Annotated in this window: 24 protein-coding genes and 2 tRNA genes; 18 read left to right on the top strand and 8 right to left on the bottom strand. The window is 74.9% G+C overall.

Annotated elements, in window-relative coordinates; genetic code table 11:
* The first annotated feature begins 19 nt into the window (after positions 1–19).
* Positions 20–1,465 carry a glutamate--tRNA ligase gene (gene gltX, locus ACFT5B_RS13220; RefSeq protein WP_386798961.1) on the top strand — a complete coding sequence of 482 codons (1,446 nt, stop codon included), beginning with the start codon at positions 20–22 and terminating at the stop codon, positions 1,463–1,465.
* Positions 1,462–2,226: an HAD family hydrolase gene (locus tag ACFT5B_RS13225; RefSeq protein ID WP_386798963.1), complete on the top strand. Its 765-nt coding sequence runs from the start codon at positions 1,462–1,464 to the stop codon at positions 2,224–2,226. Before gltX ends, ACFT5B_RS13225 begins: the two co-directional genes overlap by 4 nt.
* Here ACFT5B_RS13225 and ACFT5B_RS13230 read toward each other — a convergent pair.
* Entirely contained in the window at positions 2,208–3,131 is a 924-nt protein-coding gene (locus ACFT5B_RS13230) for a LysR family transcriptional regulator (RefSeq protein WP_386798965.1), read from the bottom strand. The two genes, ACFT5B_RS13225 and ACFT5B_RS13230, sit on opposite strands and share 19 nt — an antisense overlap.
* Before the next feature lie 70 nt (positions 3,132–3,201).
* On the opposite strand from ACFT5B_RS13230, the gene ACFT5B_RS13235 reads away from it, so the two are divergent.
* The 5 genes from ACFT5B_RS13235 (at position 3,202) to ACFT5B_RS13255 (ending at position 6,095) form a co-directional block, all read left to right on the top strand.
* Positions 3,202–4,335: a YeiH family protein gene (locus ACFT5B_RS13235; protein ID WP_386798967.1), complete on the top strand. Its 1,134-nt coding sequence runs from the start codon at positions 3,202–3,204 to the stop codon at positions 4,333–4,335.
* A 138-nt stretch (positions 4,336–4,473) separates the two neighbouring features.
* A tRNA-Gln gene (locus ACFT5B_RS13240) sits at positions 4,474–4,545 on the top strand.
* A 94-nt stretch (positions 4,546–4,639) separates the two neighbouring features.
* Positions 4,640–4,712: transfer RNA gene (locus tag ACFT5B_RS13245), tRNA-Glu, on the top strand.
* Between the two features lie 209 nt (positions 4,713–4,921).
* Entirely contained in the window at positions 4,922–5,092 is a 171-nt protein-coding gene (locus ACFT5B_RS13250; protein ID WP_194174195.1) for a hypothetical protein, read from the top strand.
* Between the two features lie 16 nt (positions 5,093–5,108).
* Positions 5,109–6,095: a PH domain-containing protein gene (locus ACFT5B_RS13255; RefSeq protein ID WP_386798969.1), complete on the top strand. Its 987-nt coding sequence runs from the start codon at positions 5,109–5,111 to the stop codon at positions 6,093–6,095.
* Here ACFT5B_RS13255 and ACFT5B_RS13260 read toward each other — a convergent pair.
* Positions 6,064–6,783 carry an IclR family transcriptional regulator gene (locus ACFT5B_RS13260; protein ID WP_386798972.1) on the bottom strand — a complete coding sequence of 240 codons (720 nt, stop codon included), beginning with the start codon at positions 6,781–6,783 and terminating at the stop codon, positions 6,064–6,066. The genes ACFT5B_RS13255 and ACFT5B_RS13260 overlap by 32 nt on opposite strands.
* A gap of 127 nt (positions 6,784–6,910) precedes the next feature.
* Between ACFT5B_RS13260 and leuC the strand changes: the two genes are divergently transcribed.
* Both leuC and leuD read left to right on the top strand, forming a co-directional pair.
* Entirely contained in the window at positions 6,911–8,446 is a 1,536-nt protein-coding gene (gene leuC / locus ACFT5B_RS13265; RefSeq protein ID WP_386798974.1) for a 3-isopropylmalate dehydratase large subunit, read from the top strand.
* 26 nt (positions 8,447–8,472) lie between these two features.
* Entirely contained in the window at positions 8,473–9,111 is a 639-nt protein-coding gene (leuD, locus tag ACFT5B_RS13270) for a 3-isopropylmalate dehydratase small subunit (protein ID WP_386798976.1), read from the top strand.
* A 36-nt stretch (positions 9,112–9,147) separates the two neighbouring features.
* Here leuD and ACFT5B_RS13275 read toward each other — a convergent pair whose 3' ends face one another.
* Positions 9,148–10,029, bottom strand: coding sequence for an LLM class flavin-dependent oxidoreductase (locus ACFT5B_RS13275; RefSeq protein ID WP_386798978.1), 882 nt, complete (start codon positions 10,027–10,029; stop codon positions 9,148–9,150).
* A 325-nt stretch (positions 10,030–10,354) separates the two neighbouring features.
* Here ACFT5B_RS13275 and murA point away from each other — a divergent pair, with 325 nt between their 5' ends.
* From murA to ACFT5B_RS13290, 3 genes are read left to right on the top strand one after another with little or no spacing between them, the layout of a single operon-like run.
* On the top strand, positions 10,355–11,671 hold the full coding sequence (murA, locus tag ACFT5B_RS13280) for a UDP-N-acetylglucosamine 1-carboxyvinyltransferase (RefSeq protein WP_386798980.1): 1,317 nt from the start codon (positions 10,355–10,357) through the stop codon (positions 11,669–11,671).
* 31 nt (positions 11,672–11,702) lie between these two features.
* Entirely contained in the window at positions 11,703–12,464 is a 762-nt protein-coding gene (locus ACFT5B_RS13285) for a lysophospholipid acyltransferase family protein (protein WP_386798982.1), read from the top strand.
* Complete coding sequence (locus tag ACFT5B_RS13290) at positions 12,461–13,510, top strand: NAD(P)H-dependent glycerol-3-phosphate dehydrogenase (protein ID WP_386798984.1); 1,050 nt, start codon at positions 12,461–12,463, stop codon at positions 13,508–13,510. Before ACFT5B_RS13285 ends, ACFT5B_RS13290 begins: the two co-directional genes overlap by 4 nt.
* 49 nt (positions 13,511–13,559) lie before the next feature.
* Here the strand turns inward: ACFT5B_RS13290 and ACFT5B_RS13295 are convergent, their stop codons facing one another.
* The gene (locus ACFT5B_RS13295; RefSeq protein ID WP_386798986.1) at positions 13,560–14,738 is read right to left on the bottom strand and encodes a trans-sulfuration enzyme family protein; all 1,179 of its coding nucleotides are present in this window, start codon (positions 14,736–14,738) and stop codon (positions 13,560–13,562) included.
* A 46-nt stretch (positions 14,739–14,784) separates the two neighbouring features.
* On the opposite strand from ACFT5B_RS13295, the gene ACFT5B_RS13300 reads away from it, so the two are divergent.
* The gene (locus ACFT5B_RS13300) at positions 14,785–15,933 is read left to right on the top strand and encodes a D-alanine--D-alanine ligase family protein (RefSeq protein WP_386798988.1); all 1,149 of its coding nucleotides are present in this window, start codon (positions 14,785–14,787) and stop codon (positions 15,931–15,933) included.
* A 24-nt stretch (positions 15,934–15,957) separates the two neighbouring features.
* On the opposite strand, the gene ACFT5B_RS13305 is transcribed toward ACFT5B_RS13300, so the two are convergent.
* Complete coding sequence (locus ACFT5B_RS13305) at positions 15,958–16,482, bottom strand: DUF3515 family protein (protein WP_386798990.1); 525 nt, start codon at positions 16,480–16,482, stop codon at positions 15,958–15,960.
* A 54-nt stretch (positions 16,483–16,536) separates the two neighbouring features.
* Between ACFT5B_RS13305 and ACFT5B_RS13310 the strand changes: the two genes are divergently transcribed.
* Positions 16,537–17,577: a thiamine-phosphate kinase gene (locus ACFT5B_RS13310; RefSeq protein ID WP_386798992.1), complete on the top strand. Its 1,041-nt coding sequence runs from the start codon at positions 16,537–16,539 to the stop codon at positions 17,575–17,577.
* 39 nt (positions 17,578–17,616) lie between these two features.
* On the opposite strand, the gene ACFT5B_RS13315 is transcribed toward ACFT5B_RS13310, so the two are convergent.
* The gene (locus ACFT5B_RS13315) at positions 17,617–18,141 is read right to left on the bottom strand and encodes a GNAT family N-acetyltransferase (protein WP_386798994.1); all 525 of its coding nucleotides are present in this window, start codon (positions 18,139–18,141) and stop codon (positions 17,617–17,619) included.
* A 167-nt stretch (positions 18,142–18,308) separates the two neighbouring features.
* Positions 18,309–18,500: a 50S ribosomal protein L28 gene (rpmB, locus tag ACFT5B_RS13320; RefSeq protein WP_036949419.1), complete on the bottom strand. Its 192-nt coding sequence runs from the start codon at positions 18,498–18,500 to the stop codon at positions 18,309–18,311.
* 262 nt (positions 18,501–18,762) lie between these two features.
* Here rpmB and ACFT5B_RS13325 point away from each other — a divergent pair, with 262 nt between their 5' ends.
* From ACFT5B_RS13325 to rsmD, 3 genes are read left to right on the top strand one after another with little or no spacing between them, the layout of a single operon-like run.
* Positions 18,763–20,469 carry a DAK2 domain-containing protein gene (locus tag ACFT5B_RS13325; protein WP_386798997.1) on the top strand — a complete coding sequence of 569 codons (1,707 nt, stop codon included), beginning with the start codon at positions 18,763–18,765 and terminating at the stop codon, positions 20,467–20,469.
* Positions 20,466–22,757 (top strand): ATP-dependent DNA helicase RecG, encoded by a 2,292-nt coding sequence (locus tag ACFT5B_RS13330; RefSeq protein WP_386798999.1) that lies wholly within the window; start codon positions 20,466–20,468, stop codon positions 22,755–22,757. Before ACFT5B_RS13325 ends, ACFT5B_RS13330 begins: the two co-directional genes overlap by 4 nt.
* Positions 22,758–22,785: 28 nt before the next feature.
* Complete coding sequence (rsmD, locus tag ACFT5B_RS13335) at positions 22,786–23,400, top strand: 16S rRNA (guanine(966)-N(2))-methyltransferase RsmD (protein ID WP_386799001.1); 615 nt, start codon at positions 22,786–22,788, stop codon at positions 23,398–23,400.
* Here rsmD and ACFT5B_RS13340 read toward each other — a convergent pair.
* A complete protein-coding gene (locus tag ACFT5B_RS13340) occupies positions 23,322–24,074 on the bottom strand; it encodes a GNAT family N-acetyltransferase (RefSeq protein WP_386799002.1) in 753 nt (250 codons plus the stop codon). The two genes, rsmD and ACFT5B_RS13340, sit on opposite strands and share 79 nt — an antisense overlap.
* 96 nt (positions 24,075–24,170) lie before the next feature.
* Here ACFT5B_RS13340 and coaD point away from each other — a divergent pair, with 96 nt between their 5' ends.
* A complete protein-coding gene (coaD, locus tag ACFT5B_RS13345; protein WP_386799004.1) occupies positions 24,171–24,659 on the top strand; it encodes a pantetheine-phosphate adenylyltransferase in 489 nt (162 codons plus the stop codon).
* Positions 24,660–24,675 lie beyond the last annotated feature (16 nt).

A 24,675-nucleotide genomic window follows, 5' to 3' on the forward strand; every position in this document is an offset into this window, starting at 1 on the left:
GGGCCGATATCCTGGCGCGGTGACCTTCCCTGCGCCCGGCACCTCGCCGATCCGTGTCCGCTTCGCGCCGTCCCCGACGGGCATGTTCCACGTCGGCTCCGCCCGCTCGACCCTCTTCAACTGGGCGGTCGCCAAGCAGTCCGGCGGGATCTTCGTGCTGCGCGTCGAGGACACCGACGCCGCCCGCAACCGGCCCGAGTGGACCGACGGCATCCTCAGCGCCATGGCCGCGCTCGGCGTGCACGAGGGCGACCCGACGTTCGAGGGCCCGTACTTCCAGTCCGCGAACCGCGGGCTGCACGAGCAGGCCGCGGCCCGGCTGTTCGACGCCGGGCGCGCGTACTACTGCGACTGCACCCGCGACGACGTCGTCGCGCGCACGGGCTCGCAGCACGCCGGCTACGACGGCTTCTGCCGCGACCGCGGGCTCGCCTACGAGCCGGGCCGGGCCTTGCGCTTCCGCACGCCCGACGAGGGCGAGACGACCGTCGTCGACGTGATCCGGGGCAACCCCACGTTCCCGAACTCGGCGATCGAGGACTTCGTGGTCGCGCGCGGCGACGGGTCGCCCGTGTTCCTGCTCGCGAACGTCGTCGACGACATGGACGAGCGCATCACGCACGTGATCCGCGGCGAGGAGCACCTCCCCAACACGCCCAAGCAGCAGCTGCTGTGGGAGGCGCTGGGCGCCGAGCCGCCCGTGTGGGCGCACCTGCCCGTCCTCGTCAACGAGAAGCGCCAGAAGCTGTCGAAGCGCCGCGACAAGGTGGCGCTCGAGGACTTCTTCGCCGAGGGCATCCTGCCGTCCGCGATGGTCAACTACCTCATGCTGCTCGGCTGGGCGCCCGGCAACGACGAGGAGATCCTGCCGTTCGACGAGCTGGTCACGCGGTTCCGGCTCGACGAGGTCAACTCGGCCCCCGCCTTCTTCGACATCAAGAAGCTCACGGCGTTCAACGGCGAGTACATCCGCGCCCTGCCCGCCCGCGAGTTCGCCGCGGCGTGCGCGCCGTGGCTCGTCGCCCCGGCCGCGCCGTGGGCCCCCGAGGCGTTCGACCAGGCCACGTTCGACGCCGTCGCGCCGCTCACGCAGACGCGCGTCGCGCTGCTGTCGGAGATCACCAAGAACGTCGACTTCCTGTTCCTCGACGAGCCCGTCGACGACGAGGCGTCCTGGGCCAAGGCCATGAAGCCGCCGGCCGCGGAGCTGCTCGCGGAGGTCCGCGAGGCGTTCGCGACGCTCGAGCCGTGGGAGGCCGAGCCCCTCAAGGGCACCGTCGAGCGCGTGGGCCTGGCGCACGAGCTCAAGCTCGGCAAGGCCCAGGCGCCCGTCCGCGTCGCCGTGACCGGCCGGACGATCGGCCTGCCGCTCTTCGAGTCGCTGGCCGTGCTCGGCCGGGAGCGCACGCTCGCCCGGGTGGACGCCGCGATCGCGCGCCTCGCATCGACCCCCGCGGCCTCGTGACGACGGCGCTGCCCGCCGACCTCGAGGGCGTCCTGCTGGACGTCGACGACACCCTCGTGGACACGCGGGGGGCCTTCGCCGCGTCCGTCGAGGCGGTCTGGCGTACGTACCTGCCGCACGTGCCGGCCGACCGCGTCCCCGAGATGGTCGCGCTCTGGCGGGGCGACCCGCACGGCTACTACCGCGCCTACACGCGCGGCGAGCTCGCGTTCGACGAGCAGCGCCGGCTGCGGGCCGACGAGCTGCACCGCACGTTCGGCGGCCCGCCCGTCGACGAGGCGACGTACCCGGCGTGGCTCGAGGTCTTCTGGGGCACGTTCGAGCGGTCGTGGCACGCCCACGACGACGCGCGCGCGACGGTCGACGCGCTGCGCGCGGCCGGCCTCGAGGTCGGCGCCGTGACGAACGCCGCGCGTGCCATGCAGGACCGCAAGCTCGCGGCGAGCGGCCTCGCGGACGTGCCGGTGCTCGTGACGGTCGAGAACTTCGGCGTCGGCAAGCCCGACCCGCGCGTCTTCCAGGAGGGCGCGCGGCTGCTCGGCACCGACCCGGCGCGCACCCTTTACGTGGGCGACGAGCTCGACGTCGACGCGATCGGCGCCGTCCGTGCCGGGCTCGTCGGCGTGTGGCTCGACCGCCCCGGCACCCGGCGCGGCGACGGCCATCTCGAGGACCCGGCGGCCGCGGACGAGGCGGGGGTCGTCGTCGTGCCCTCGCTCACGCGGCTCGCCGAGAGCGTGACTCAGGCCGCGGTGCGCTGACCCTGCGCCACCGCGACGAGGCGGCGCGCCCCGGCCGACAACGTCTCGCCGTCCTTCCAGACGGCGCGCAGCGGCCGCACGAGGTCGAGGTCGGGCACCGGGAGCGCGACGAGCGCTCCCCTCGCCAGGTCGTCCTCGACCGCGAGCCGTGACAGGACGGCGACCGCGCCCGCGTGCAGGACCGCCGTACGCACCGCCTGCGTGCTGCCGAGCTGGGGGAGGTGCGCGGGCAGCGTGCGCCGCACGCGTCCGAGCGCGCGCTCGAGGCTCGCCCGGGTGCCCGAGCCCTCCTCCCGCACGACGAGCCCGCCACGCAGCAGCTCGTCGAACCCGAGCGCTCGGCGCTTCGCCCACGCGTGGTCCGCCGCGACCACGACGACGAGCTCGTCCTCGGCGACCAGCGACCACCGCAGGCCCCGCGCCAGCTCGGGCGACTCGACGAACCCGAGGGCGACGTCGTCGTCGAGGACGCGGCGCGTCACCTCGGCCGAGTTGCACACCACGAGCTCGACGTCGGGCGCCGCCCCCTCGCGGGGGCCGCGGGGCTCGCGCCCCAGCGTCGCGAGCCAGCGTGGCGCGAGGTGCTCGGCGATGGTGAGGCTCGCCGCCACCCGCACGCGGGCCCCGGGGACCTCGCGCAGGGCAGCGAGGGTCGAGCCGAGCGTCGTGTAGGCGTCGAGGACGCCGCGGGCGCACTCGGCCGCGACGCGGCCCGCGTCCGTGAGCCGCGTCCCCCGGGGCGTGCGGACGAGGAGCTCGAGCCCGAGGCTGCGCTCGAGACGTCGCAGCGCCGCCGACGCCGACGGCTGCGTGATGCCCAGGGTGCGCGCCGCGGCTGAGATCGAGCCGTGCGAGTCGGCGGCGACGAGCAGCTCGAGCGTCGAGGGAGCCGGGAGATCGGTCATAGCCCGATGCTATGACCTGGACGCGAGGTGCAGGGTTCCGGAGCTCCCCGGCGCCCGCGACGGTGGAGGTATGAACGGCCCCGCTGCCCCCCGGCTCACCCGCCCGACCGTCCCCGTCCCCGGCGCGCCGCGCGCAGGCGACGCCGGGACGCGGTCCCCGGACCGCCGGAGCCTGCGCGGGACGTGGCCCGGGCTCGCGGCCTGCGCAGCCGCCGCGGCCGTCGTGATCGGCGCCCACGCGCTCGTCCCGGTGCTGTCCGTGCCGGTGCTCGCGCTCGTGCTCGGGATCGTCGTCAGCACGGTCCTCCGGGCCCGTCCTGCCGGCTCCCTCTCGCTGGCCCGGACGCACCCGGGGGCGGCCTGGGCCGCCAAGCACGGCCTGCGGACCGGCGTCGTGCTGCTGGGTCTCCAGCTCTCGCTGCCCCAGGTCCTCGCGCTCGGCTGGCGCGGCCTCACCGTCGTCGCCGTGACCGTCCTCACGACGCTCGGCGGGACCCTCCTGCTCGGCCGGGCGCTCCGGCTGCCCCGTGCGACGAGCCTCCTGGTCGGCACGGGCTTCGCGATCTGCGGGGCCGCCGCCGTCAGCGCCATGAAGGGCGCCGTCGACCCCGACGAGGAGCACGACGACGACGCCGCCGCGGCCCTCGCGCTCGTGACGATCTTCGGCTCGCTCGCCATCGTCGTCCTGCCGTGGCTCGTCGGTGTCCTCGGGCTCGGGGACCACCGGGCCGGGCTCTGGATCGGCGCGAGCGTCCAGGAGGTCGCGCAGGTCGTCGCGGCCGCCGGCGCCGTGTCGCCCGCGGCTCTCGCGGTCGCGACGGTGACCAAGCTCGCCCGCGTCGTGCTCCTGGCGCCGCTCGTCGCGTGCGCCGGTGTCGCGGTGACCCGGTCGCGCCGTCGTGCTGCCGCCGCCGGCGAGCGAGGAGCCGCGACGACGGCCCGGCGGGCCGCACCCGTGCCGCTCTTCGTCGTGGGCTTCCTCGCGGCGGTCGTGGTGCGATCGCTCGGCGTCGTGCCCGACGCCGTCGTGCACCTGGCGACCGAGACGTCGAACGTCCTGTTCGCCGCGGCGCTCTTCGCGATGGGCCTCGCGGTCGACGTGCGCGAGCTCGTCCGCACCGGCGGCCGGGTCGTCGGGCTCGGCGCGGCGAGCGCCGGGCTGGCCACGGCGGTGGCGCTCGGCGCCGCGGTCGTGCTGGGCTGACCGTGTCGGCCGCGGCGCGGGCGCGCGCGGCGGAGGCGTTTTGGCGCTGCCCGGTCCCGTCCGGTAGTGTTCTCGGTCGGTAGGAGTCCTCGGGACAGCCTCTCGGAGAGAGGTGTCGGACGAGGATGAATACCCCCATGGGGTATGGTGTAATTGGCAGCACGAGTGATTCTGGTTCACTTAGTCTAGGTTCGAGTCCTGGTACCCCAGCGGAGAACGCTCCGCTTCCGGTGGTCATGACCATGGGAAACATGCGGTAGAGTTCTCAACCGGCAGGTGAACGCGAAGCGCTCACCGGTCACAGGCCCCCATCGTCTAGCGGCCTAGGACGTCGCCCTCTCACGGCGGTAACACGGGTTCAAATCCCGTTGGGGGTACAAGCGAGGCCCGGTCATCCGACTCAGGATGGCCGGGCCTCTCTCGTGCCCGGATGTCGTTCCTCAGGCGTGGGGGAAGGCGCGTGGCGGAGGCGGCGCGCGCGGGGGCGTGTCGAACGCCCCGGAATCAGCCTGGATGGGTAAACTGCCGCACGCGTCCCCACCTGTCCGCCCCGTCCCCGACGCCCGCTCGACCCTGAGGAGCTGCGATGCCCGGCAAGGCGAAGACGGTCCTGATCTGGTTCGTCGTGGCGTTCCTGGTCTACGCGATCGTCAAGAGCCCCGACAAGGCCGCCGACGTCATCAAGGGGATCGGGGACGTGATCGTCCAGGCGTTCGAGGGGATCGGCAACTTCTTCTCGGCGCTCGTCGGGAAGTGACCCAGGGCGTGGCCGCGTGACCTGGCACGACGACGGCGAGGACCGCCACCACGACCCTCGGGCCGCGGCGGTGCTCAAGCAGATCGTTCTGCCCGCGGAGCGCGTCGTCGTCGCGAGCCACCGGCACTGGGCCTCCGTCGCGGAGCCCGCCGCGACCGCGGTGCTCGGGCTGGTGGTCGCCGCGCTGCTCGTCATGGTCGTCGAGCACGCCTTGCAGGTGGACGCGAGCCTCCTCTGGTGGCTGGCGCTGATCCCGGTCGGTCGCGCGCTCTACCGTGTCTTCGAGTGGCGTCTGGAGTGGTTCGTCGCCACGGACAAGCGCTTGCTCCTGACGTCCGGGTTCATCTCGCGCAAGGTGGCGATGCTGCCGCTCGGCAAGGTGACGGACATGAGCTACACCCGCAGCCCGATGGGCCGCGTGCTCGGCTACGGCCGGTTCGTGCTCGAGTCCGCCGGGCAGGACCAGGCGATGCGCCGGATCGACTGGGTCGCGCACCCCGACGCCACCTATCGCAGCATCTGCGACACGCTGTTCGGCGGCGAGGTCCCCGTGCCCGGTGTGACGCCGCGACGCTCCGGGCCGGCCCGCCGCGGGGGTGCGTCGTCGCGCGCCGCGGAGCGCCCGGCGCCCGTCGTGGGGGCGGGCGAGGCGGGGTACTCGTCCGCGCCGACGGGCGAGCTTCCCGCGGTCCCGCCGCCACCGCCGCCGTCCTTCGCGCCCACGGGGTCGGCGGGCTCGCGCGCGATCCCCCCAGCACAGCCCGGCCCTCCGGCGCCCGTCCCGCCCGCGCCCGCACTGTCGGGGGACACGGTGAGTCCCGCGTCCGGCACGCCGTCCGACGGAGGGAAGGCCGCGCCTCGGCGCGCGACCGGAGTGCCGCTCGAGCCGGCCTCGTGGCCGGCGTCGGAGAGCATGCCGGCCGGGATGCTGCCGCCGAACCTGCCCCGGCGGGGCAGGTTCGGCGACGGGGTCACTCGCCGGCGCGGGCGAGCACCTCGGTGAGGCGGTTGGCCGCGGCCGCGACGGCGGGCGCGTGGAGACGTCCGGGCTGACGCGAGAGGCGCTCGACCGGGCCGGAGATGGAGACGGCGGCGACGACGCGGCCCGCCTGGTTACGGACCGGCGCGGAGACCGACGCGACGCCGAGCTCGCGCTCGCCGACCGACTGGGCCCATCCCCGCCTCCGGACGCCCGAGAGGATCGTCGCGGTGAACTTGGCGTCCCGCAGCCCGCGGTGGAGCCGGTCCGGCTCCTCCCACGCGAGGAGGATCTGCGCGGCGGATCCGGCACCCATGGTCAGCGTCGCGCCGACCGGGATCGAGTCGCGCAGCCCGACGGGCCGCTCGGCCGTCGCGACGCAGATGCGCAGGTCGCCCTGACGCCGGTAGAGCTGGGCGCTCTCGCCCGTGTGGTCCCGGAGCGCGGTGAGCACCGGGTTGGCCGCGGCGAGGAGCCGGTCCTCACCCGCGGCGGTCGCGAGCTCGTTGAGCCGCGGGCCGAGCACGAACCGCCCCTGCATGTCCCGCGACACGAAGCGCAGGTTCTCGAGCGCGACCGCGAGCCGGTGCGCCGTCGGCCGGGCGAGCCCGGTCGAGACGACGAGCTGGGCCAACGTCGCAGGTCCGGCCTCGAGAGCGCTCAGGACGGACGCGGCCTTGTCGAGCACGCCGACTCCGCTAGTATTGTCCATAGGCCGAATACTGGCGTCTCAGCCGCTGAGATGCAAATGCGCCAAGATCCGGCACGTAGTATCGCCGCGCCGTCGACCGGTCGTCCCGGTCGACAGAGCGCACCCGAAGGAACGAGAGGACATCCCCATGGCCGGCACGCTGGCAGAGAAGGTCTGGCAGGCGCACCTCGTGCGCCGTGGCACCGACGGGTCGCCGGACCTCCTCTACATCGACCTCCACCTCGTGCACGAGGTGACGAGCCCCCAGGCCTTCGAGGGCCTCCGGCTCGCCGGTCGCCCCGTGCGCCGCCCGGACCTCACGATCGCGACCGAGGACCACAACACCCCGACGCTCGACATCGACCTGCCGATCGCGGACGAGACCAGCCGCAAGCAGATCGACACCCTGCGCGCCAACGCGGCCGAGTTCGGGGTCCGGATCCACTCGCTCGGCGACGCCGACCAGGGCATCGTCCACCAGGTCGGCCCGCAGCTCGGCCTGACGCAGCCCGGTCTGACCGTCGTCTGTGGCGACTCGCACACCTCGACGCACGGCGCGTTCGGCGCGCTCGCGTTCGGCATCGGCACGTCCGAGGTCGAGCACGTGCTCGCGACGCAGACGCTCCCGCTCGCGCCGTTCAAGACCATGGCGATCACGGTCGACGGCGAGCTGCCGGCCGGGACCACGAGCAAGGACATCATCCTCGCGATCATCGCGAAGATCGGCACCGGTGGCGGGCAGGGCTACGTGCTCGAGTACCGCGGCGAGGCCATCCGCAAGCTCTCCATGGAGGCGCGGATGACGATCTGCAACATGTCGATCGAGGCCGGCGCCCGCGCCGGCATGATCGCGCCCGACGACACCACGTTCGACTACCTGAAGGGCCGTCCGCACGCGCCCGAGGGCGAGGACTGGGACGCCGCCGTCGAGTACTGGCGCACGCTGCGCTCCGACGACGACGCCGAGTTCGACGCCGAGGTGGTCCTCCGTGCCGCCGACCTGGAGCCGTTCGTGACCTGGGGCACCAACCCCGGACAGGGCCTGCCCCTCTCGGCCAACGTGCCGGTGCCCGCGGAGATCGCAGACGCCAACGAGCGCGTCGCGGCCGAGCGCGCGCTGGAGTACATGGGTCTCGAGCCGGGCGTCCCGCTCCGCGACGTCAAGGTCGACACCGTCTTCATCGGCTCCTGCACCAACGGCCGCATCGAGGACCTGCGGTCGGTCGCCAAGGTCCTCAAGGGGCGCGAGAAGGCCCAGGACGTCCGCGTGCTCGTCGTCCCGGCGTCGGCGCGCGTGCGCCTCCAGGCCGAGGCCGAGGGCCTCGACGCCATCTTCAAGGACTTCGGCGCCGAGTGGCGCAACGCCGGCTGCTCGATGTGCCTCGGCATGAACCCCGACCAGCTCGCCCCGGGGGAGCGCTCCGCGTCGACGTCGAACCGCAACTTCGAGGGCCGCCAGGGCAAGGGCGGTCGCACGCACCTCGTGTCGCCGCTCGTCGCAGCCGCGACCGCGATCCGCGGCACGCTGTCCTCGCTCGCCGACCTCGACCTGCCGAGCGACGTCGACCTGACGACGTTCGACGGGTCGCCGCTCGACGGCGTCGGCGCGCCCGGGTTCGACGGCGACGCACCCGCCGTCGTGGACCTCGGTCTGCCCGTCCTGTCCGCCGGCCCGCAGGCCTGACCCCGCTTCCCGGAAGGAAGAGACCCATGGAGAAGTTCACCGTCCACACGGGCGTCGGGGTTCCGCTGCGCCGCAGCAACGTCGACACCGACCAGATCATCCCCGCCGTCTACCTCAAGCGCATCACGCGCAGCGGGTTCGAGGACGCGCTGTTCGCCGCCTGGCGCGGGGACCCGTCGTTCGTGCTCAACCAGGACGCCTACCGGACGGGATCCGTCCTGGTGGCGGGCCCCGACTTCGGCACCGGCTCATCGCGCGAGCACGCGGTCTGGGCGCTCAAGGACTACGGGTTCCGGGTCGTCCTCGCGTCCCGGTTCGCGGACATCTTCCGCGGCAACTCGGGCAAGCAGGGCCTCGTCGCGGGCGTCGTCGCGCAGGAGGACATCGAGCTCCTCTGGAAGATCCTCGAGACCAAGCCCGGCACCGAGGTGACCGTCGACCTCGTCGAGCGCACCGTGCACGCCGACGACATCACCGTGCCGTTCCACATCGACGACTACACGCGGTGGCGCCTGCTCGAGGGCCTCGACGACATCGGCCTCACGCTGCAGCACGCCGACGAGATCTCGGCCTTCGAGGAGACGCGCGCCTCGTGGCGCCCGCGGACCTTGCCGGCGAGGCACCTGCCGACCGTCGAGATCGAGGCGGCGCGCCCCACGGCCTGAGCGCCGCCCGACGCCGGGGCCGCCCGCGCACGTGAGTCACGTGCCGGGCGGCCCTTGCCGTACCCGGTCGAGGAGCGCCTCGGGCGTCACGGTCGCCGGGTCCCACCGCGACTCGACCCACCACGTCGCCCCGGCCGCGCCCAGCGCGTCGAGACGCTCGCGCGCACCCGCGGGGTCGTCGTCGGGCAGGATGCCCTGCAGAACGACGTCGAACGGCGCGTCGGCGGGCCGTTCGAGCCCGAGCTCGTCGCGCCGCGAGTCGAGCCACGCGACCAGGCTGGCGACGTCGTCGGGCGTGATGTCGTCGAACGCGCGCTCGCCGCGCAGCTGGACCATGATGCCGTCGGCGCGCAGCGCCCGGTCGAGCGACCGGGCAGGTGGGCGGGAGGCGTCCCACACGCCGACGGGCCAGACGGGGACCCGGTGGCCGATCCCGGGACGCGCGAGAGGGCGGGGGAGGAACTGCATCTCGCCCGTGGTCGTGTGCGTGCCCGTGAAGGCGAACGCCCCGCCCGACCAGGCCTGGTCCAGGAACGCCAGGGCGTCGTCGAGGAGCTCGGCGCGCTCGCGGAGCCCGGTGAGCTGGCCCGGGACCGCGGTGAAGCCCGCGTCGTCGAGGACGCCGACGCCGACCGGGAGGACGAGCCGCCCGCGCGACAGGTGGTCCACGGTCACGGCCGGTCGGACCAGCTCCCACGGGCGTCGGCGGGGGAGCGCGAAGACCATCGCGCCGAGCGTGATCCGCGACGTCCGCGCCGCCGCGGCGCCGAGCACCGCCCACGGGTCGACCATCTCCTGGGAGCCGATGCTCAGGCCGTCCCAGGTGAACGCGCCGTCCCAGCCGTGCTGCTCCGCCTCGACCGCGAGGTCGACCGACTGTTCCGCCGTCGTCGTGCTCGCCACGATCCCGATCCGCATGGCACCGACGCTAGGCCGCGCCACCGACACGGGGCCTGAGGTCGACGGGTCGCCGGGCTGCCTGGTGAGAGGTACCTCGCGGGGAGGAGCGCTTCGCGAAGGAGGCGTCGGGGCGGGACGGGAATGAACGGGTGGTTCGTACGGTTCGTCCCCGCGTGTGGAGGTGCTGCGACGACGTCGTGCGTGCCGTGCGTGCCGGTACGGGCCGGGCTGCCGGGTGACGTACGGTGGTGCGCGGCCCGGCCGAGGGGAACGATGACCGGCGCCACACCGCGCCAGGCGCCCCTGTGCGCGCGAACGACGAGCTGTGGGTGACGATAGGCCTATGTCAGATCTGCTGTACGTCAACGGCGGCAACCCGCTCAAGGGGACCATCACCGTCCGGGGTGCGAAGAACTTCGTCTCGAAGGCGATGGTCGCGTCCGTGCTCGGCGAGACGCCGAGCGAGCTGCGCAACGTGCCGGAGATCCGTGACGTCAACGTCGTCACCGGGCTGCTCGAGCTGCACGGCGTCCGGGTCGACTCGGACCCGGTCGCCGGCACCCTGCGCCTCGACCCCCGCGACGTGGAGTCGGCGCACGTGGCCGACATCGACGCGCACGCCGGGTCCAGCCGCATCCCGATCCTGTTCTGCGGCCCGCTGCTGCACCGCCTGGGAGAGGCCTTCATCCCCGACCTCGGCGGCTGCCACATCGGCGACCGGCCGATCAACTACCACCTCGACATCCTGCGGCAGTTCGGCGCGGTCGTGGACAAGCGCGAGCAGGGCATCCACATCCGCGCGCCTCGCGGTCTGCACGGCACCAAGGTCGAGCTCCCGTACCCGAGCGTGGGCGCGACCGAGCAGCTCCTCCTCACCGCCGTCCGCGCCGACGGGGTGACCGAGCTGTCGAACGCGGCGATCGAGCCCGAGATCATGGACCTCATCGCGGTGCTCCAGAAGATGGGCGCGATCATCTCCGTGGACACCGACCGGGTGATCCGCGTCGAGGGCGTCGACCGCCTCGTCGGCTTCCGGCACACCGCGCTGGCCGACCGCATCGAGGCAGCCTCGTGGGCGTCCGCGGCGCTCGCGACCGCCGGCGACATCTACGTCAAGGGCGCCACCCAGCCCGAGATGATGACGTTCCTCAACACGTTCCGGAAGGTCGGCGGCGAGTTCGAGGTCGACGACGAGGGCATCCGCTTCTACCACCCGGGCGGGGACCTCGACGCGATCGTGCTCGAGACCGACGTCCACCCCGGCTTCATGACCGACTGGCAGCAGCCGCTCGTCGTCGCGCTCACGCAGGCCAAGGGCCTCTCGATCGTGCACGAGACGGTGTACGAGAACCGCTTCGGGTTCACGGACGCGCTGCGCGGCATGGGTGCCACGATCCAGGTCTACAAGGAGTGCCTCGGCGGCCGACCGTGCCGGTTCGGGCAGCGCAACTTCCATCACTCCGCCGTGATCTCCGGCCCGACGCCGCTCGCGGCCGCCGAGATCGAGGTCCCCGACCTGCGCGGCGGGTTCAGCCACCTGATCGCCGCCCTCGCGGCGAAGGGGACGTCGACGGTGCGGGGCATCTCGCTCATCGACCGCGGCTACGAGCACTTCCAGGAGAAGCTCTCCGCGCTCGGCGCCGAGGTGGGGCGCGACTGAACGACGCCCCGGCCCGGTAGGCTGGTGCACCGTGCCCGTCGCTCGCCCTGACTCCTTCGCGTTCCGCGTCGTCGCGCGCCTCGTCCGGAGCTTCATGTTCGCCATCACCCGCCGCGACTGGCAGGGGATGGAGCACTTCCCGGAGGACAGCGGGTTCATCGCAGCGGCGAACCACGCGACCGACCTCGACGCCCTGACGTTCGCGCACTACCTGTTCGACTCGGGCCACGAGCCGCGGATCCTCGCGAAGGCCTCGCTCTGGAAGGTGCCCGTCGTCGGGTGGGCGTTGCGGTCGACGCGGATGATCCCCGTCGCGCGCGGCTCGGTCGACGCCGGGGCGTCGCTGCGCGTCGCGACCGAGCGCCTGCGGGCGGGGGACTGCGTCGCGATCTTCCCCGAGGGGACCCTCACGCGCGACCCCGACCTGTGGCCCATGGCGGGGAAGACCGGCATGGCGCGCCTCGCGCTCGCGAGCCGCGTGCCGGTCGTCCCGATCGCCCAGTGGGGCGCCCAGGAGATCCTGCCGCGGTACTCGAAGCGGTTCCGGCCCTTCCCCCGCAAGCTCGTGCACCTGCACGCGGGTCCGCCCGTCGACCTGTCGGACCTCTACGAACGTCCCGTCGACACCGTCGTGCTGCGCGAGGCGACGGACCGCGTCCTGGACGCCGTCACGCGGCTGCTCGAGGAGATCCGGGGCGAGCAGGCGCCCGCGGTGAGGTTCGACCTGCGGCGTCACCCCGAGTACGAGAAGAAGCAGACGACGTACCCGCCCCTCCCGGAGGGCGCTCGATGAGCGACGCCCCTCCCGCCCCCGAGGTGCACGACGGCGACCTGCCGGTGCCGGTCGCCGTGGTCGGCAGCGGGGCCTGGGGCACGACGTTCGCCGCCGTCATGGCGGACGCCGGGTGCGACGTGACGCTCTGGGCGCGCACGGAGGACGTGGCTGCCGACGTGCGCGACCACCGGCGCAACCGCGCCTACCTGCCGGACGTCGAGCTGCCGGCCGGCGTGACGGCCACGACGGACGCTGCGGCGGCCGTCCGGGGGGCGCGGATCGTCGCCGTCGCGGTCCCGTCGCAGCACGCTCGCACGATCCTGGCGCCGTTCCGTGACCTCCTCGAGCCTGACGCCGTCGTCGTCTCGCTCATGAAGGGCGTCGAGCTCGGGACCGACCGGCGCATGAGCGAGGTCCTCGCGGAGGTCCTCGACGTCCCGGCGGAGCGCGTCGCCGTCGTCTCGGGCCCCAACCTGGCCAAGGAGATCGCCGCCCACCAGCCGACGGCGACCGTCGTCTCGTGCACGGACGAGGACAACGCGCGCCGCGTCGCCGCGGCCTGCACCACGGCCTACTTCCGCCCGTACACGAACACCGACGTGGTCGGCGTCGAGCTGTGCGGTGCCGCGAAGAACGTGATCGCGCTCGTCGTCGGCATCGCGCAGGGCCGTGGCTACGGCTACAACACGATGGCCACGGTCATCACGCGCGGGCTCGTCGAGATCACGCGGCTCGGTCTCGCGCTCGGTGCGCAGGTCGAGACCTTCGCAGGTCTCGCGGGCATGGGTGACCTCGTCGCGACGTGCTCGTCGCCGTTGTCCCGCAACCACACGCTCGGCAAGCACGTGGGTGCCGGCATGTCCCTCGAGGAGGCCGTGCGGGCCACGGGCGGGACGGCGGAGGGCGTGAAGTCGTGCGAGTCGATCCTCGAGCTCGCCCAGCGCCACGACGTCGACGTCCCGATCACCGCGGCCGCGGTCGCGATGATCCACGACGGGAGGTCGGTCGACGACGTCACCCGGGCGCTCCTGGGCCGCCCGCAGAAGGCCGAGTCCCTGAGCTGACCCCGCCCGGACCGGAGGGCGGACCCGCCCGCCGGGGCGGCCGGCGGCCTCAGCCGAGAGACCGCAGCGCCTGGTCCAGGTCGGCCCAGAGGTCCTCGGGGTCCTCGATGCCCACGGATAGGCGCAGCAGGTCCTCGGGGACGGTCGGCGACTCGGTCGCGAAGCGTCGGCGCCGCTCGAGGCTCGACTCCACGCCGCCGAGGCTGGTGGCCGGCACCCACAGGCGCACGGCCGCGACGAGCGCGTCGGCGGCCTCGCGACCGCCCGCCGGCCGCAGGCCGAGGATCGATCCGTAGCCCCGCATGAGACGGGTGGCGCGCGCGTGGCCCGGGTCGTCGGGCAGGGACGGGTGCCGCACCTGCGCGACGGCGGGATGGGTGGCCAGGCGCTCCGCGAGCAGCGCCGCCGTCGCCTGGGACCGCTCGACCCGCAGCGCGAGGGTCCGCAGGCCGCGCAGCGCGAGCCAGACCTCGCTGGGTCCCGCGATCGCGCCGTGCTGCGTGCGGTAGGAGTGCAGCGCCGCGCGGAGCTCGGGGTCGTCCGTGACGACGGCGCCGAGCACGACGTCGGAGTGCCCCGCGAGGTACTTCGTCACCGAGTGCACGACGGCGTCCGCGCCCCAGGCGAGCGGGTTCTGCCCGAGCGGGGTCGCGAAGGTGTTGTCGACGGCCGTGAGGAAGCCGCGCGCTCGTGCGGCCTCGACGAGCACGGGCACGTCGGCGACCTCGAGCATCGGGTTGGTCGGGGACTCGAGCCACAGGAGCCCGCGGACGCCGCCCGCGGACGCCTCGTCGAGCGCCGCGACGACGGCGTCGGTGTCCTCGACGTCGACCCGGACCACGCGGACCCCGTGCCGGGCCGCGAGCTCGTCCGCGAGGCCGAGCGCCGCCTGGTAGGTGTGCCGGGGCAGGACGATCGCGCCGTCGTCGGGCACCTGGGCGAACACGGCCGCGATCGCGGCGAGCCCGGACCCGAGGACGAGCCCGGGCAGGGTCGCGCCCTCGAGCGCCGCCAGAGCCTCCTCGAAGGGCGACCACGTCTCGGTGCCCATGCGCGCGTACAGGAGGTCCCCCGCGGGCGGCTCGCCCTGCGACACGTACGTGGAGCTCAGCACGAGGGGCGGGTTCACGGGGCCGCCGGGTACCCGCGGCGGCCGGCCGGCGGTCACCGCCACGGTCGAGGGGGCGAGCGGGCGCGGGCTGTGGTCGGGCAGAGCGGGGGAGGTCACGGTGACAAGCCTAGGACGCCGTCGGGACCGGGTAGTCTCGACCGCGATGTCTACGGTCTCCACGCAGCCCGCTCTCGCTGCCTCCTCGCGCAAACCCCGGGTCATGGTCCTCTTCGGAGGCCGTTCCGGCGAGCACGCCATCTCCTGTGCGACGGCGGCCGGCGTGCTGCGCGCGATCGACCGCGACCGGTACGACGTCGTGCCCGTGGGGATCACGCGCGACGGCCGCTGGGTCGTCGCCGCCGACGAGCCCGAGCGGTGGGAGATCACCGCCGGGCGGCTGCCCGAGGTGGTCGCGTCGGACGGCGAGGTCGTAGTCCCGCTGTCGGTGGGCGACCGCCGCCTGCGCGTCCTCGACGCCCTGGAGCCGCCGCGCGAGCTCGGCGAGGTCGACGTGGTCTTCCCGCTGCTGCACGGCCCGTTCGGCGAGGACGGCACGCTCCAGGGGCTCTTCGAGCTCGCCGACCTGCACTACGTCGGCGCGGGCGTGCTCGCGTCCGCGGTCGGCATGGACAAGCACTACATGAAGCTCGTGCTCGCGGGCCAGGGCATCCCCGTCGCCCCGTACACGGTCGTGCAGCCGGGGGAGTGGGACCGCGACCCGGCGGGCGTGCGTGCCCGCGTCGAGCCGCTCGGGCTGCCGCTGTTCGTCAAGCCGGCACGCGCCGGGTCCAGCCTCGGCATCTCGCGCGTCGACGACCTCGACGACCTGCCCGCAGCGCTCGCCGAGGCGCGGCGCCACGACCCCAAGGTGCTCGTCGAGTCGGGGGTGGACGGTCGTGAGATCGAGTGCGCGGTGCTGGGCGGTCGGGACGGCGACCGCCCGCGCGCCTCGCTGCCCGGCGAGATCGCGGTGACCGGCGAGACGCACGCCTTCTACGACTTCGAGGCCAAGTACCTGGACGAGGCGAGCGTCGAGCTCAGCTGCCCCGCGGACCTGCCGGACGACGTCACCGAGCGCGTGCGCGACGTCGCCGTGCGCACGTTCGAGGCGATCGGTGCCGAGGGTCTTTCGCGCGTCGACGTGTTCGTCACCTCGGACGGCGGCGTGGTCGTGAACGAGATCAACACCATGCCCGGGTTCACGCCGCTGTCGATGTACCCGCGCATGTGGGCGGCGTCGGGGTTGGACTACCCGGAGCTCGTCGACGAGCTCGTGCAGCTCGCGCTCGAGCGGCCGACCGGCCTGCGCTGACGGGCGCGCGCTGACGCTCGTGCGTCAGCTCGTGCAGTGCTGCGTCGCCTTGACGTCGAGCACGGCGGGCGCCACGTCCACGAGCGCGACGGTCGGCTGACCCGCGCCGAGGGACTTCGGCACCTCGACCTCGATCGCCGGGCTCCGCCCGTACGTCACGAACGTCCAGCCGCTCGTCGTCTCCGACGTGATCCAGTCGACGCTCGTGCCGTCGGGGTTCTCGATGGACTGGCACTGGTCGGACGGACCCGGCTGCGCGACGCCGCAGCGCAGGGTGATGGCGCTGCCGGACCTGCCCCACGCCGAGGTCGCCTGGCTGGACGTGGTGCGCTGGTCCTGGCCCGCGACCTGGTCGGGCAGGTCGAGGACGACGTCCGCGCACGCGGGGTCGGTCGCGCCGTCGGCGACCGGGACGGAGATGACCGGCGAGCAGGCACTCAGCGCGGCACCGGCGACGCCTGCCCCGAGCACGGCCAGCAGCGCCGACGTGCGGCGGTGGTGCGGGCGGACGGCACGAGGGCGTGCGGGGAGGACGGACGAGCGGGGCACGGAGCCACCGTAGCGAGCCGACCTGGGAACGCCCGGCCGTCTACTGTTGCCTGCGTGCCTGCGCCGCTTCCCCCGCCCGCCGACGGCCCCCTCGTGCGGGACGTCTCCGAGGACCAGCTCCTCGCCCAGGTCTTCCCGCTGCTGCCGGCCGGCAGCGCGACGCTGGTCGGGCCCGGCGACGACGCGGCGGTCGTCACGGCGCCGGACGGCCGGTTCGTCGTCTCGACCGACGTCCTCGTCGAGGACCGGCACTTCCGGCGCGCGTGGGCCACGGGGCACGACGTCGGGCGCCGCGCCGCCGCCCAGAACCTCGCGGACGTCGCGGCGATGGGCGCGCGCCCGACGTCGCTCGTGGTCTCGCTCGTCGTGCCGGCCGACCTTCCGGTCGCCTGGGTGACGGGGCTGGCTCGCGGGCTCGCCGAAGCCTGCGAGCCCGTCGGTGCCGCCGTCGTCGGGGGCGACCTGTCCGGGGGCGACATGGTCGTCGTCGCGGTGACCGTGCACGGCGACCTCGAGGGTCGAGCGCCCGTCCTGCGGTCCGGTGCGCGCCCCGGCGACGTCGTCGCGCACGCGGGCGTGCTCGGTTGGGGGGCGGCGGGCCTCGCGCTCCTCGACGCCGGGCTCGCTCGTGACGCGGCTGCGCGCGGAGACGTGGCGCTGGAGACGCTCGTGACCCGGCACCTCGTGCCGGAGCCGCCCCTGGACGCCGGCCCCGCCGCGGCGCGTGCCGGTGCGACCGCGATGCTCGACGTCTCCGACGGGCTGCTGCGCGACGGCGGCCGTCTCGCGCGCGCGAGCGGGGTCGTCCTGGACCTCGATCCCGCGGAGCTCGGAGGTGCGGGCGCTCTCGCCGCGGCGGCCGACGTCGTCGCGCCCGAGGGTGACGCTGCCGCCCTCGTCCGGGCGTGGGTCCTGGGCGGGGGAGAGGACCACGGCCTGCTCGCGACCTTCCCGGCGGGCACGGCGCTGCCGCCCGGGTTCCGTCGCCTGGGGACGGCGCGCGGTCCCCGTGACGGCGAGACGCCCGGCGTCCTCGTCGGGGGTGCGGAGGCCGACGTCCCAGCGGGCTGGGACCACTTCGCGGCGGGTGCCTGACGGCTCCGCGGTCGTCGTGCGGCGCGGTGCCGCCTGGGTTCAGCCGCGGCGGAAGCGGACCTCGGTGATGTCCGCGCCGCCGATGTCCTCACGGCGCTCGACGCCGTCGGTCTGGAAGCCGTGGCGCCGGTAGAAGTGCCGGGCGCGGTCGTTGTCCGCGATCACCCACAGCGAGACGGGGACACCGGGCCCGACCTCGCCGAGCACCGTCCGCATGAGGTCGCGCGCGACGCCGCGGCCCCAGGCCTCCGGGTCGAGGTAGATCGCGTAGAGCTCGAGGTCGCCGGGCTCGGCGTCCTCGTCGCGCGCGGGGCCGAGCGTCGCGAACCCCAGCGTGCGTCCCTGGGACGCGGCGATCCAGGTGTGGGCCTCGCCCTCGGCGAGCGACCTGCGCCAGACCTCGGCGCGGGCCGTGACGTCGAGCGAGGCGAGAAAGGCGTCCGGGACGATGCCCGCGTAGGCACCGCGCCAGGAGGCGATGTGGACGGTCGCGATCGCGTCGGCGTCGTCCGCCGTCGCGCGTCGGATGGTGACGGTGTCAGGTTCGATGGCACCCAGGTCCACGAATGGCCCCCTCGTGAGTCGCGGTCGGCGTGTCCCTCTCAGAGTGCCATCCGGGCCGGTGCTGGTCGACCCCGGTTCCACCCCGAAAAGTCCCTGAGACACGACTGACGCCCGCCGGTCCGAGGACCGACGGGCGTCAGCTGAGGTCGAGGTGGTGCCCCTCCGGCTCAGGCCGGGCGGGTGACCTTGCCGGCCTTGAGGCACGAGGTGCACACGTTCACGCGCTTGGGGGTCCCCCCCACGATGGCGCGGACGCGCTGGATGTTCGGGTTCCAGCGGCGCTTGGTACGCACGTGCGAGTGCGAGATGCTGTGCCCGAAGCCCGGGCCCTTGCCGCAGACGTCGCAGTTGGCAGCCACGGTTTGCTCCTGATCGTCGTGCACGCCCGAGCTACGGCCAGGCGATGAGTGGTCGAGTGTCCGCATCCGGTGTACCAGACCCGGGAGGGTCGTCCACGCGTGCGGTCGCTGCCCGACGTCGCCAGGCAACTTCGATATGGTAGCCGACGATCGGCGTGCGCCCCAAACGCTGCCCGGCTCGTCCCCTCCGGGACGACCGTGCGGACCGGCCCTTCCCGGGCCGGCCCGGGGCCCGCCACCCGAGCTGAGGAGGCCCCGCCCCGTGACCGACGGCATCGACGTGCTCCCCGTGCGTGCGTGGGCGCGTCTCGCCGTGCGCGCCCTGGACGAGGCCTCGGAGCCGCTCGACCGCGCGAACGTGTTCCCCGTCCCCGACGCGGACACCGGCACCAACCTCGTGCTCACCCTGCGCGAGGGTGCGGCGGCGATCGCGCGGACCGACGGCGCGGCGGACGGGCCCGAGGCGGGTGCGGCGTTCGCCCGCGGCTGCCTGCTCGGCGCGCGAGGCAACTCCGGGGTGATCGTCGCGGCGTGGGTGCGCGCGCTCGTCGAGGCCTGGGCCGCCGGTCCCGTGGTCGCGCTCGAGAGGGCCGCCCGGGCGGCGCGGACGGCGGTCGGCGACCCGGCCGCGGGCACGGCGCTCAGCGTCGCGGACGACGCGGCCCGTGCTGCCAGGGCGGCCGGGGCCGACGCGCCGCTCGTCGTCCTCGGCGCCGCCTGCGCCGGCGCGCGGGAGGCCGTCCTCCGCAGCCCGCAGGAGCTCGGCCCCCGGGGCCGCGGGCGCCTCGACGCCGGTGCGCAGGGGCTGCGGCTCGTGCTCGGCGCGCTCGCCGCCGCGTGCGGGGCCACGGACCCGGGCCTCGTCCGCGTCGTGCCGGACGACGACGTCCCCGTGTCGGTGGCCGACGGCACGCTGGAGGCAGGGCGTCGCACCTGGGACGGCGCCGTGGAGGAGGTCCCCGCCGTGGCTGCCACCGACCGGTCCGACGAGCTCGAGGTCATGTTCACCCTCGACGTGCCGGAGCCGGACGAGCCCGGCGACGCCGAGGACCCGGCGGGTCCGCCCGACGTGGCCGGCGCGATGCGCGCGGCCCTCGCCGGCGCCGGGACGTCCGTGGCCGTCGTCGGCGGTGACGGGACCTGGCGCGGCCACGTCCACACCGCCGATCCCGGCGCCGCGCTCGAGGACGCCGTGCGGGTCGCCAAGGACGCCGGGGGCCGGCTGCGCGACGTCCAGGTGCAGGACCTCACGCAGCCCCGCGCCGGCGGGCTCGGCGTCGTGGCGGTGACGTCCGCCCCGGGGCTCGTCGTCGAGCTCGCGCGTGCGGGTGCCGTCGTGCTCGCGCACGGCCGCCGCCGGACCCCGCCCGGGCCGAGCGCGCTGCGCCGGGCGCTCGAGGAGGCGCGCGGGCGCGTCGTCCTCCTGGTGGCGCCGCCCGGCACCCCCGTGCCCGACGCCGAGGAGCCCGTCTCCGGGGCACGCGGACCCGTCGTCGTGCGGGTCGAGACGCCCACCGACGCGCACACCGTCTCGGCGCTCGCAGCGCTGGCGACGCTGCCCCACGGCCCCGGGGGGCAGGCGGTGGACACCCCCGGCACGGCACCCGACCTCGCCTCGCTGACCGCCGCGGCCGAGGCGACCCGCGACCTCGTCGGCGCCGTGCGCGGCGCTGTCCTGCCGACGGAGTGGGGCAGCGCGGTCGGGGTGGTCGAGGCGCTCGTCGCCGCCGCGGCGCCCTCGGGCGCGGAGGCTGCCGGCTCGGGCGGGGTCGTGGTCCTCGTGCACGGGGTCCGCGCCGACGAGGAGCTCGTCGCGCGCGTCGTCGAGCACGTGGCGGCGCGCGACCCGCGGGCCGAGGTGATCGTCCTGCCCTCCGGCCGCGACGACGCCGTCGTGCACGTGGGCGTGGAGCCGCCACCGACCGGGCCGGGAGCCTCGCGCGCCACCGGACGGGAGGGCGCGGCATGACGGTGCACGCGGTCGGGGCGGGGCCCGAGGTGCTCGCGCAGCCCCTCGGCAAGGCCCTCGGCACCCGCAGCGCGAACGCGCTGGCGAAGCTCGGCATCGAGACCGTCGGCGACCTCGTCGACCACGTGCCCCGCCGCTACGACGCGCCCGGCCGGCTCACCGACCTCGGTTCGCTGCAGGTCGGCGAGCACGTGACGGTGGTCGCGGAGGTGCGCTCCACGACGGTCCAGGGCATGCGCTCCCGGACGGGAGCCATGCTCAAGGCGGTCGTGACGGACGGCGCGGGCGAGCTCGACCTCACCTTCTTCGCGAAGGGCAAGCGGGCCCTGGACTTCCACGAGCACCGGCTCCGTGCGGGGCGCACCGGCCTGTTCACGGGCACGGTGAGCGTCTACCGGGGTCGCCGCCAGCTCACCCACCCGCAGTACCAGGTGTTCGGTGCCGACGCGGGCGACGACGAGGCCGAGGCCGCGATCGAGGACGCCAGCCGCCCGATCCCGATCTATCCCGCGGGGGCCTCCGTGCCGTCGTGGCAGATCCACAAGGCCGTCCAGACCGTGCTCGGCCCCCTGAGCGAGGCTGACGTGCCCGACCCGCTCCCGACGGCTCTGCGAGAGCGGCGGGGCCTGTCGACCCGGCTCGAGGCACTGCGGGACGTCCACCTGCCCCAGGACGACGCCGACTGGCGGCGGGGTCGCGAACGCCTCCGCTTCGAGGAGGCGTTCGTCCTCCAGGCCGCGCTCGCGCAGCGGAGGGCGCACGTGGCCCGCGAGCGTGCCACGGCGCGGCCCCTGCCGGCGCCGGGTGCCCCGAGCCTGCTCGCGGACTTCGACGCGGCGCTCCCCTTCGAGCTGACCGGCGGGCAGCGCGAGGTCGGCGAGCAGCTGGCGCACGACCTCGCGGCCGACCGGCCGATGCAGCGGCTGCTCCAGGGCGAGGTCGGTTCCGGCAAGACGGTCGTCGCCCTGCGCGCGATGCTCCAGGTCGTCGACGCCGGCGGCCAGGCCGCGCTCCTCGCGCCCACGGAGGTCCTCGCGGCCCAGCACGCCCGCTCGCTGCGGGCGCTGCTCGGCCCGCTCGCCGAGGGAGGCTTCCTCGGCGGCGCCGAGCACGGCACCCAGGTCGCGCTGCTCACCGGCTCGCTCGGTGCGGCGGCGCGCAAGCAGGCGCTGCTCGACGCCGCGAGCGGTGCGGCCGGGATCGTCGTCGGGACGCACGCGCTCCTGGGCGAGCAGGTGCAGTTCGCGGACCTCGGCCTCGTGGTCGTCGACGAGCAGCACCGGTTCGGCGTCGAGCAGCGTGACGCGCTGCGCGCCAAGGGCGACCGGCAGGCGCACGTCCTGGTCATGACGGCGACCCCGATCCCGCGGACGGTCGCCATGACCGTGTTCGGCGACCTCGAGACGTCGACGCTCAGCGAGGTCCCGGCCGGTCGCTCGGGTGTCGTGACGCACGTGGTGCCCGCGTCGAACCCGGTCTGGGTCGCACGGACGTGGCAGCGCGTGCGCGAGGAGGTCGACGCCGGGCACCGTGCGTACGTCGTCGCGCCCCGCATCCATCCCGACCCGGACGGCGCGGCCGCCGCCGAGGGGTCGGCTCGTGCTCTCGGCGTGAGCGAGACCGACGACGTGCTCGAGTTCCTCGTCGAGCCCGAGGACGGTGGCGAGCGCGCGCCCCTGCGCGCGGTCCTCGAGGTCGCCGACGAGCTGCTTGGCACGCCGGCGCTCGCGGACGTCGCGGTGGGCGTCCTGCACGGGCAGCTCCCGCCGGCCGACAAGGACCGCGCGATGGCCGACTTCGCGTCGGGGCGCACCCCGGTGCTCGTCTCGACCACCGTCGTCGAGGTCGGGGTCGACGTGCCCGAGGCGACGGTCATGGTCGTCCTCGACGCCGACCGGTTCGGGATCTCCCAGCTCCACCAGCTGCGTGGGCGCGTGGGCCGTGGGTCGGCGCCGGGGCTGTGCCTGCTCGTGTCCGACGCCGGGCCCGGCACCCCGGCGCGCGAGCGCCTCGACGCGCTCGCGTCGACGTCCGACGGCTTCGAGCTCGCGCGCCGCGACCTCGAGCTGCGCCGCGAGGGCGACGTGCTCGGGGCGGCGCAGTCGGGCCGGGCGTCGTCGCTGCGGTTCCTCCGGGTCCTCACGGACGCCCCGCTCATCGCCGACGCGCGCACGGAGGCGACGGCCGTCGTCGAGCAGGATCCGGACCTGGCCGAGCACGCCGCGCTCGCGGAGGCGATCACGGAGCGGCTCGACCCGGAGCGCGAGGAGTTCCTCGAGCGGGCGTGAGGCGGGTCGCGCTGGATAGGCTCGGGGCGTGACGAGGATCGTGGCCGGGACCGCAGGCGGACGCGTGCTCGAGGTGCCCGTGCGAGGCACGCGGCCGACGAGCGACCGGGTCCGCGAGGCCGTGTTCTCGCGGCTGGAGCACCAGGGCGCAGTCGACGGCGCACGCGTACTCGACCTCTACGCGGGCTCCGGCGCGCTCGCGATCGAGGCGATGAGCCGGGGCGCGTCCGACGCGACGCTCGTGGACGCCGCCCGGGCCGCCGTCGAGGTGTGCCGGCGGAACGTGCGTGCCCTCGGGCTGACGCGCGTGCGGGTCGCGCAGCAGCCCGCGGAGCGGTTCGTGCGCGAGGTGCCGAGCCTGCCCTGGGACCTCGTGTTCCTCGACCCGCCGTACGACGTCACGGCGCCCGAGCTCGTCCAGGTGCTCGACCACCTCACGGAGCCGGGCGCGCTCGCCCCGGACGCGACGGTCGTGGTCGAGCGGCGCGCCCGCGACGCCGAGCCCGCGTGGCCCGTGGGGCTGTCGCTCGTCGCGCGCAAGGACTACGGCGAGACGGCCGTCTTCTACCTCGAGCCGTCGGGCGCGGACGGCGCCGCGGGCGCCGACGCCTCGGCCTCGGCGAGCGTCCCGACCGGGAGCTGATCCAGGGCGTCGAGGCCGACGAGCGCCACGTCCGGCCCCGAGGCCGCGGCGAGCAGCCGGCGGGTCGCGGCATCGTCAGCGACGGCCCCCTCGCACGCCACGAGCCAGTCCGTGAGGAAGGCCCGCAGGGGCGCGCCCGGCAGCGCGCTGCGGTCGGCGGCGCGGAGCACGACGAGCATGAGCGCCGGCACGCGCGCGGCTCCCGGGCCGTCCCCGGGCTGGAAGTAGGGGAGCGCGAGGGCCTTGCCGCCGTGGCGGGCGTAGAACCGGACGCGGGCGGTCGGGTCGCCGTGGGCCTCGCTCGCCGTGTGGTGGTCCGGGTGCTCGACCTCCGCGATGATCGCGAGCGGGTCGTGGGCCGCGGTCCACGCGTCGAGCGTCGCCGCGAGCAGAGCCCCGCCGACGCCCGCGCCCCGGTGCCCGGGCGCGATCGCGAGGTAGAGCACGAGGAGGATCCGCTCGCGCGGGAACCACGCCCCGACGACGCCCGAGACGAGCCGCGCCTCACCGTCCGACTCGTCGAACGCCCCGAGCGCCTCGAGAGACCCGTGCTCGACGTCCCGCCACAGCTCCTCGGCATCGACGAGCTCGACGGGCGGGAACGACGGCGCCAGCACGTCGCGGTGCAGGGCGAGGATCTCGGACCGGGTCGTGAGCGGTCGGGGCACGGCCATGCACCGACCCTACGTCCGGCGCCCCCTGGCGGACCGGGGAAGAGCTCCGCGGAGTGGCACTACGACCTGCGGCGGAGGGTGCACTAGCGTGACGCCGTGACCATCGCCGTCTGCCCCGGCTCGTTCGACCCGATGACGCTCGGGCACCTCGACGTCGTGCGCCGAGCGCGCTCGATGTTCGACGAGGTCGTCGTGGGCGTCGCACGCAACGCCGGGAAGTCGGCGCTCCTGACGGTCGACGAGCGGCTCGACGTCGCGCGTGCGGCGGTCGAGCACGCGGGGCTCGAGGGCGTCCGCGTCGCTCGTGTCCCCGGCCTCCTGGTGGAGTTCTGCCGCGAGATCGGGGCCCACGCGGTGGTCAAGGGCCTGCGGGGTGGCGCCGACTTCGACGCCGAGGTCCCCATGGCCCTCATGAACCGGCACCTGGCCGACGTCGAGACGGTCTTCGTCATCGGCGACCCCGCCCTCGCGCACGTCGCGTCGTCGCTCGTGAAGGACGTCGCGCGGCACGGGGGCGACGTCGACGACCTGGTACCGCCGGGCGTCGGTGACGTGGTGCGTGCGGCGCTCGCACGCACCGCCTGAGGTGAGCAATGCCCAG

The organism is Luteimicrobium sp. NPDC057192 (assembly GCF_042670205.1).
GTDB lineage: Bacteria > Actinomycetota > Actinomycetes > Actinomycetales > Cellulomonadaceae > Luteimicrobium.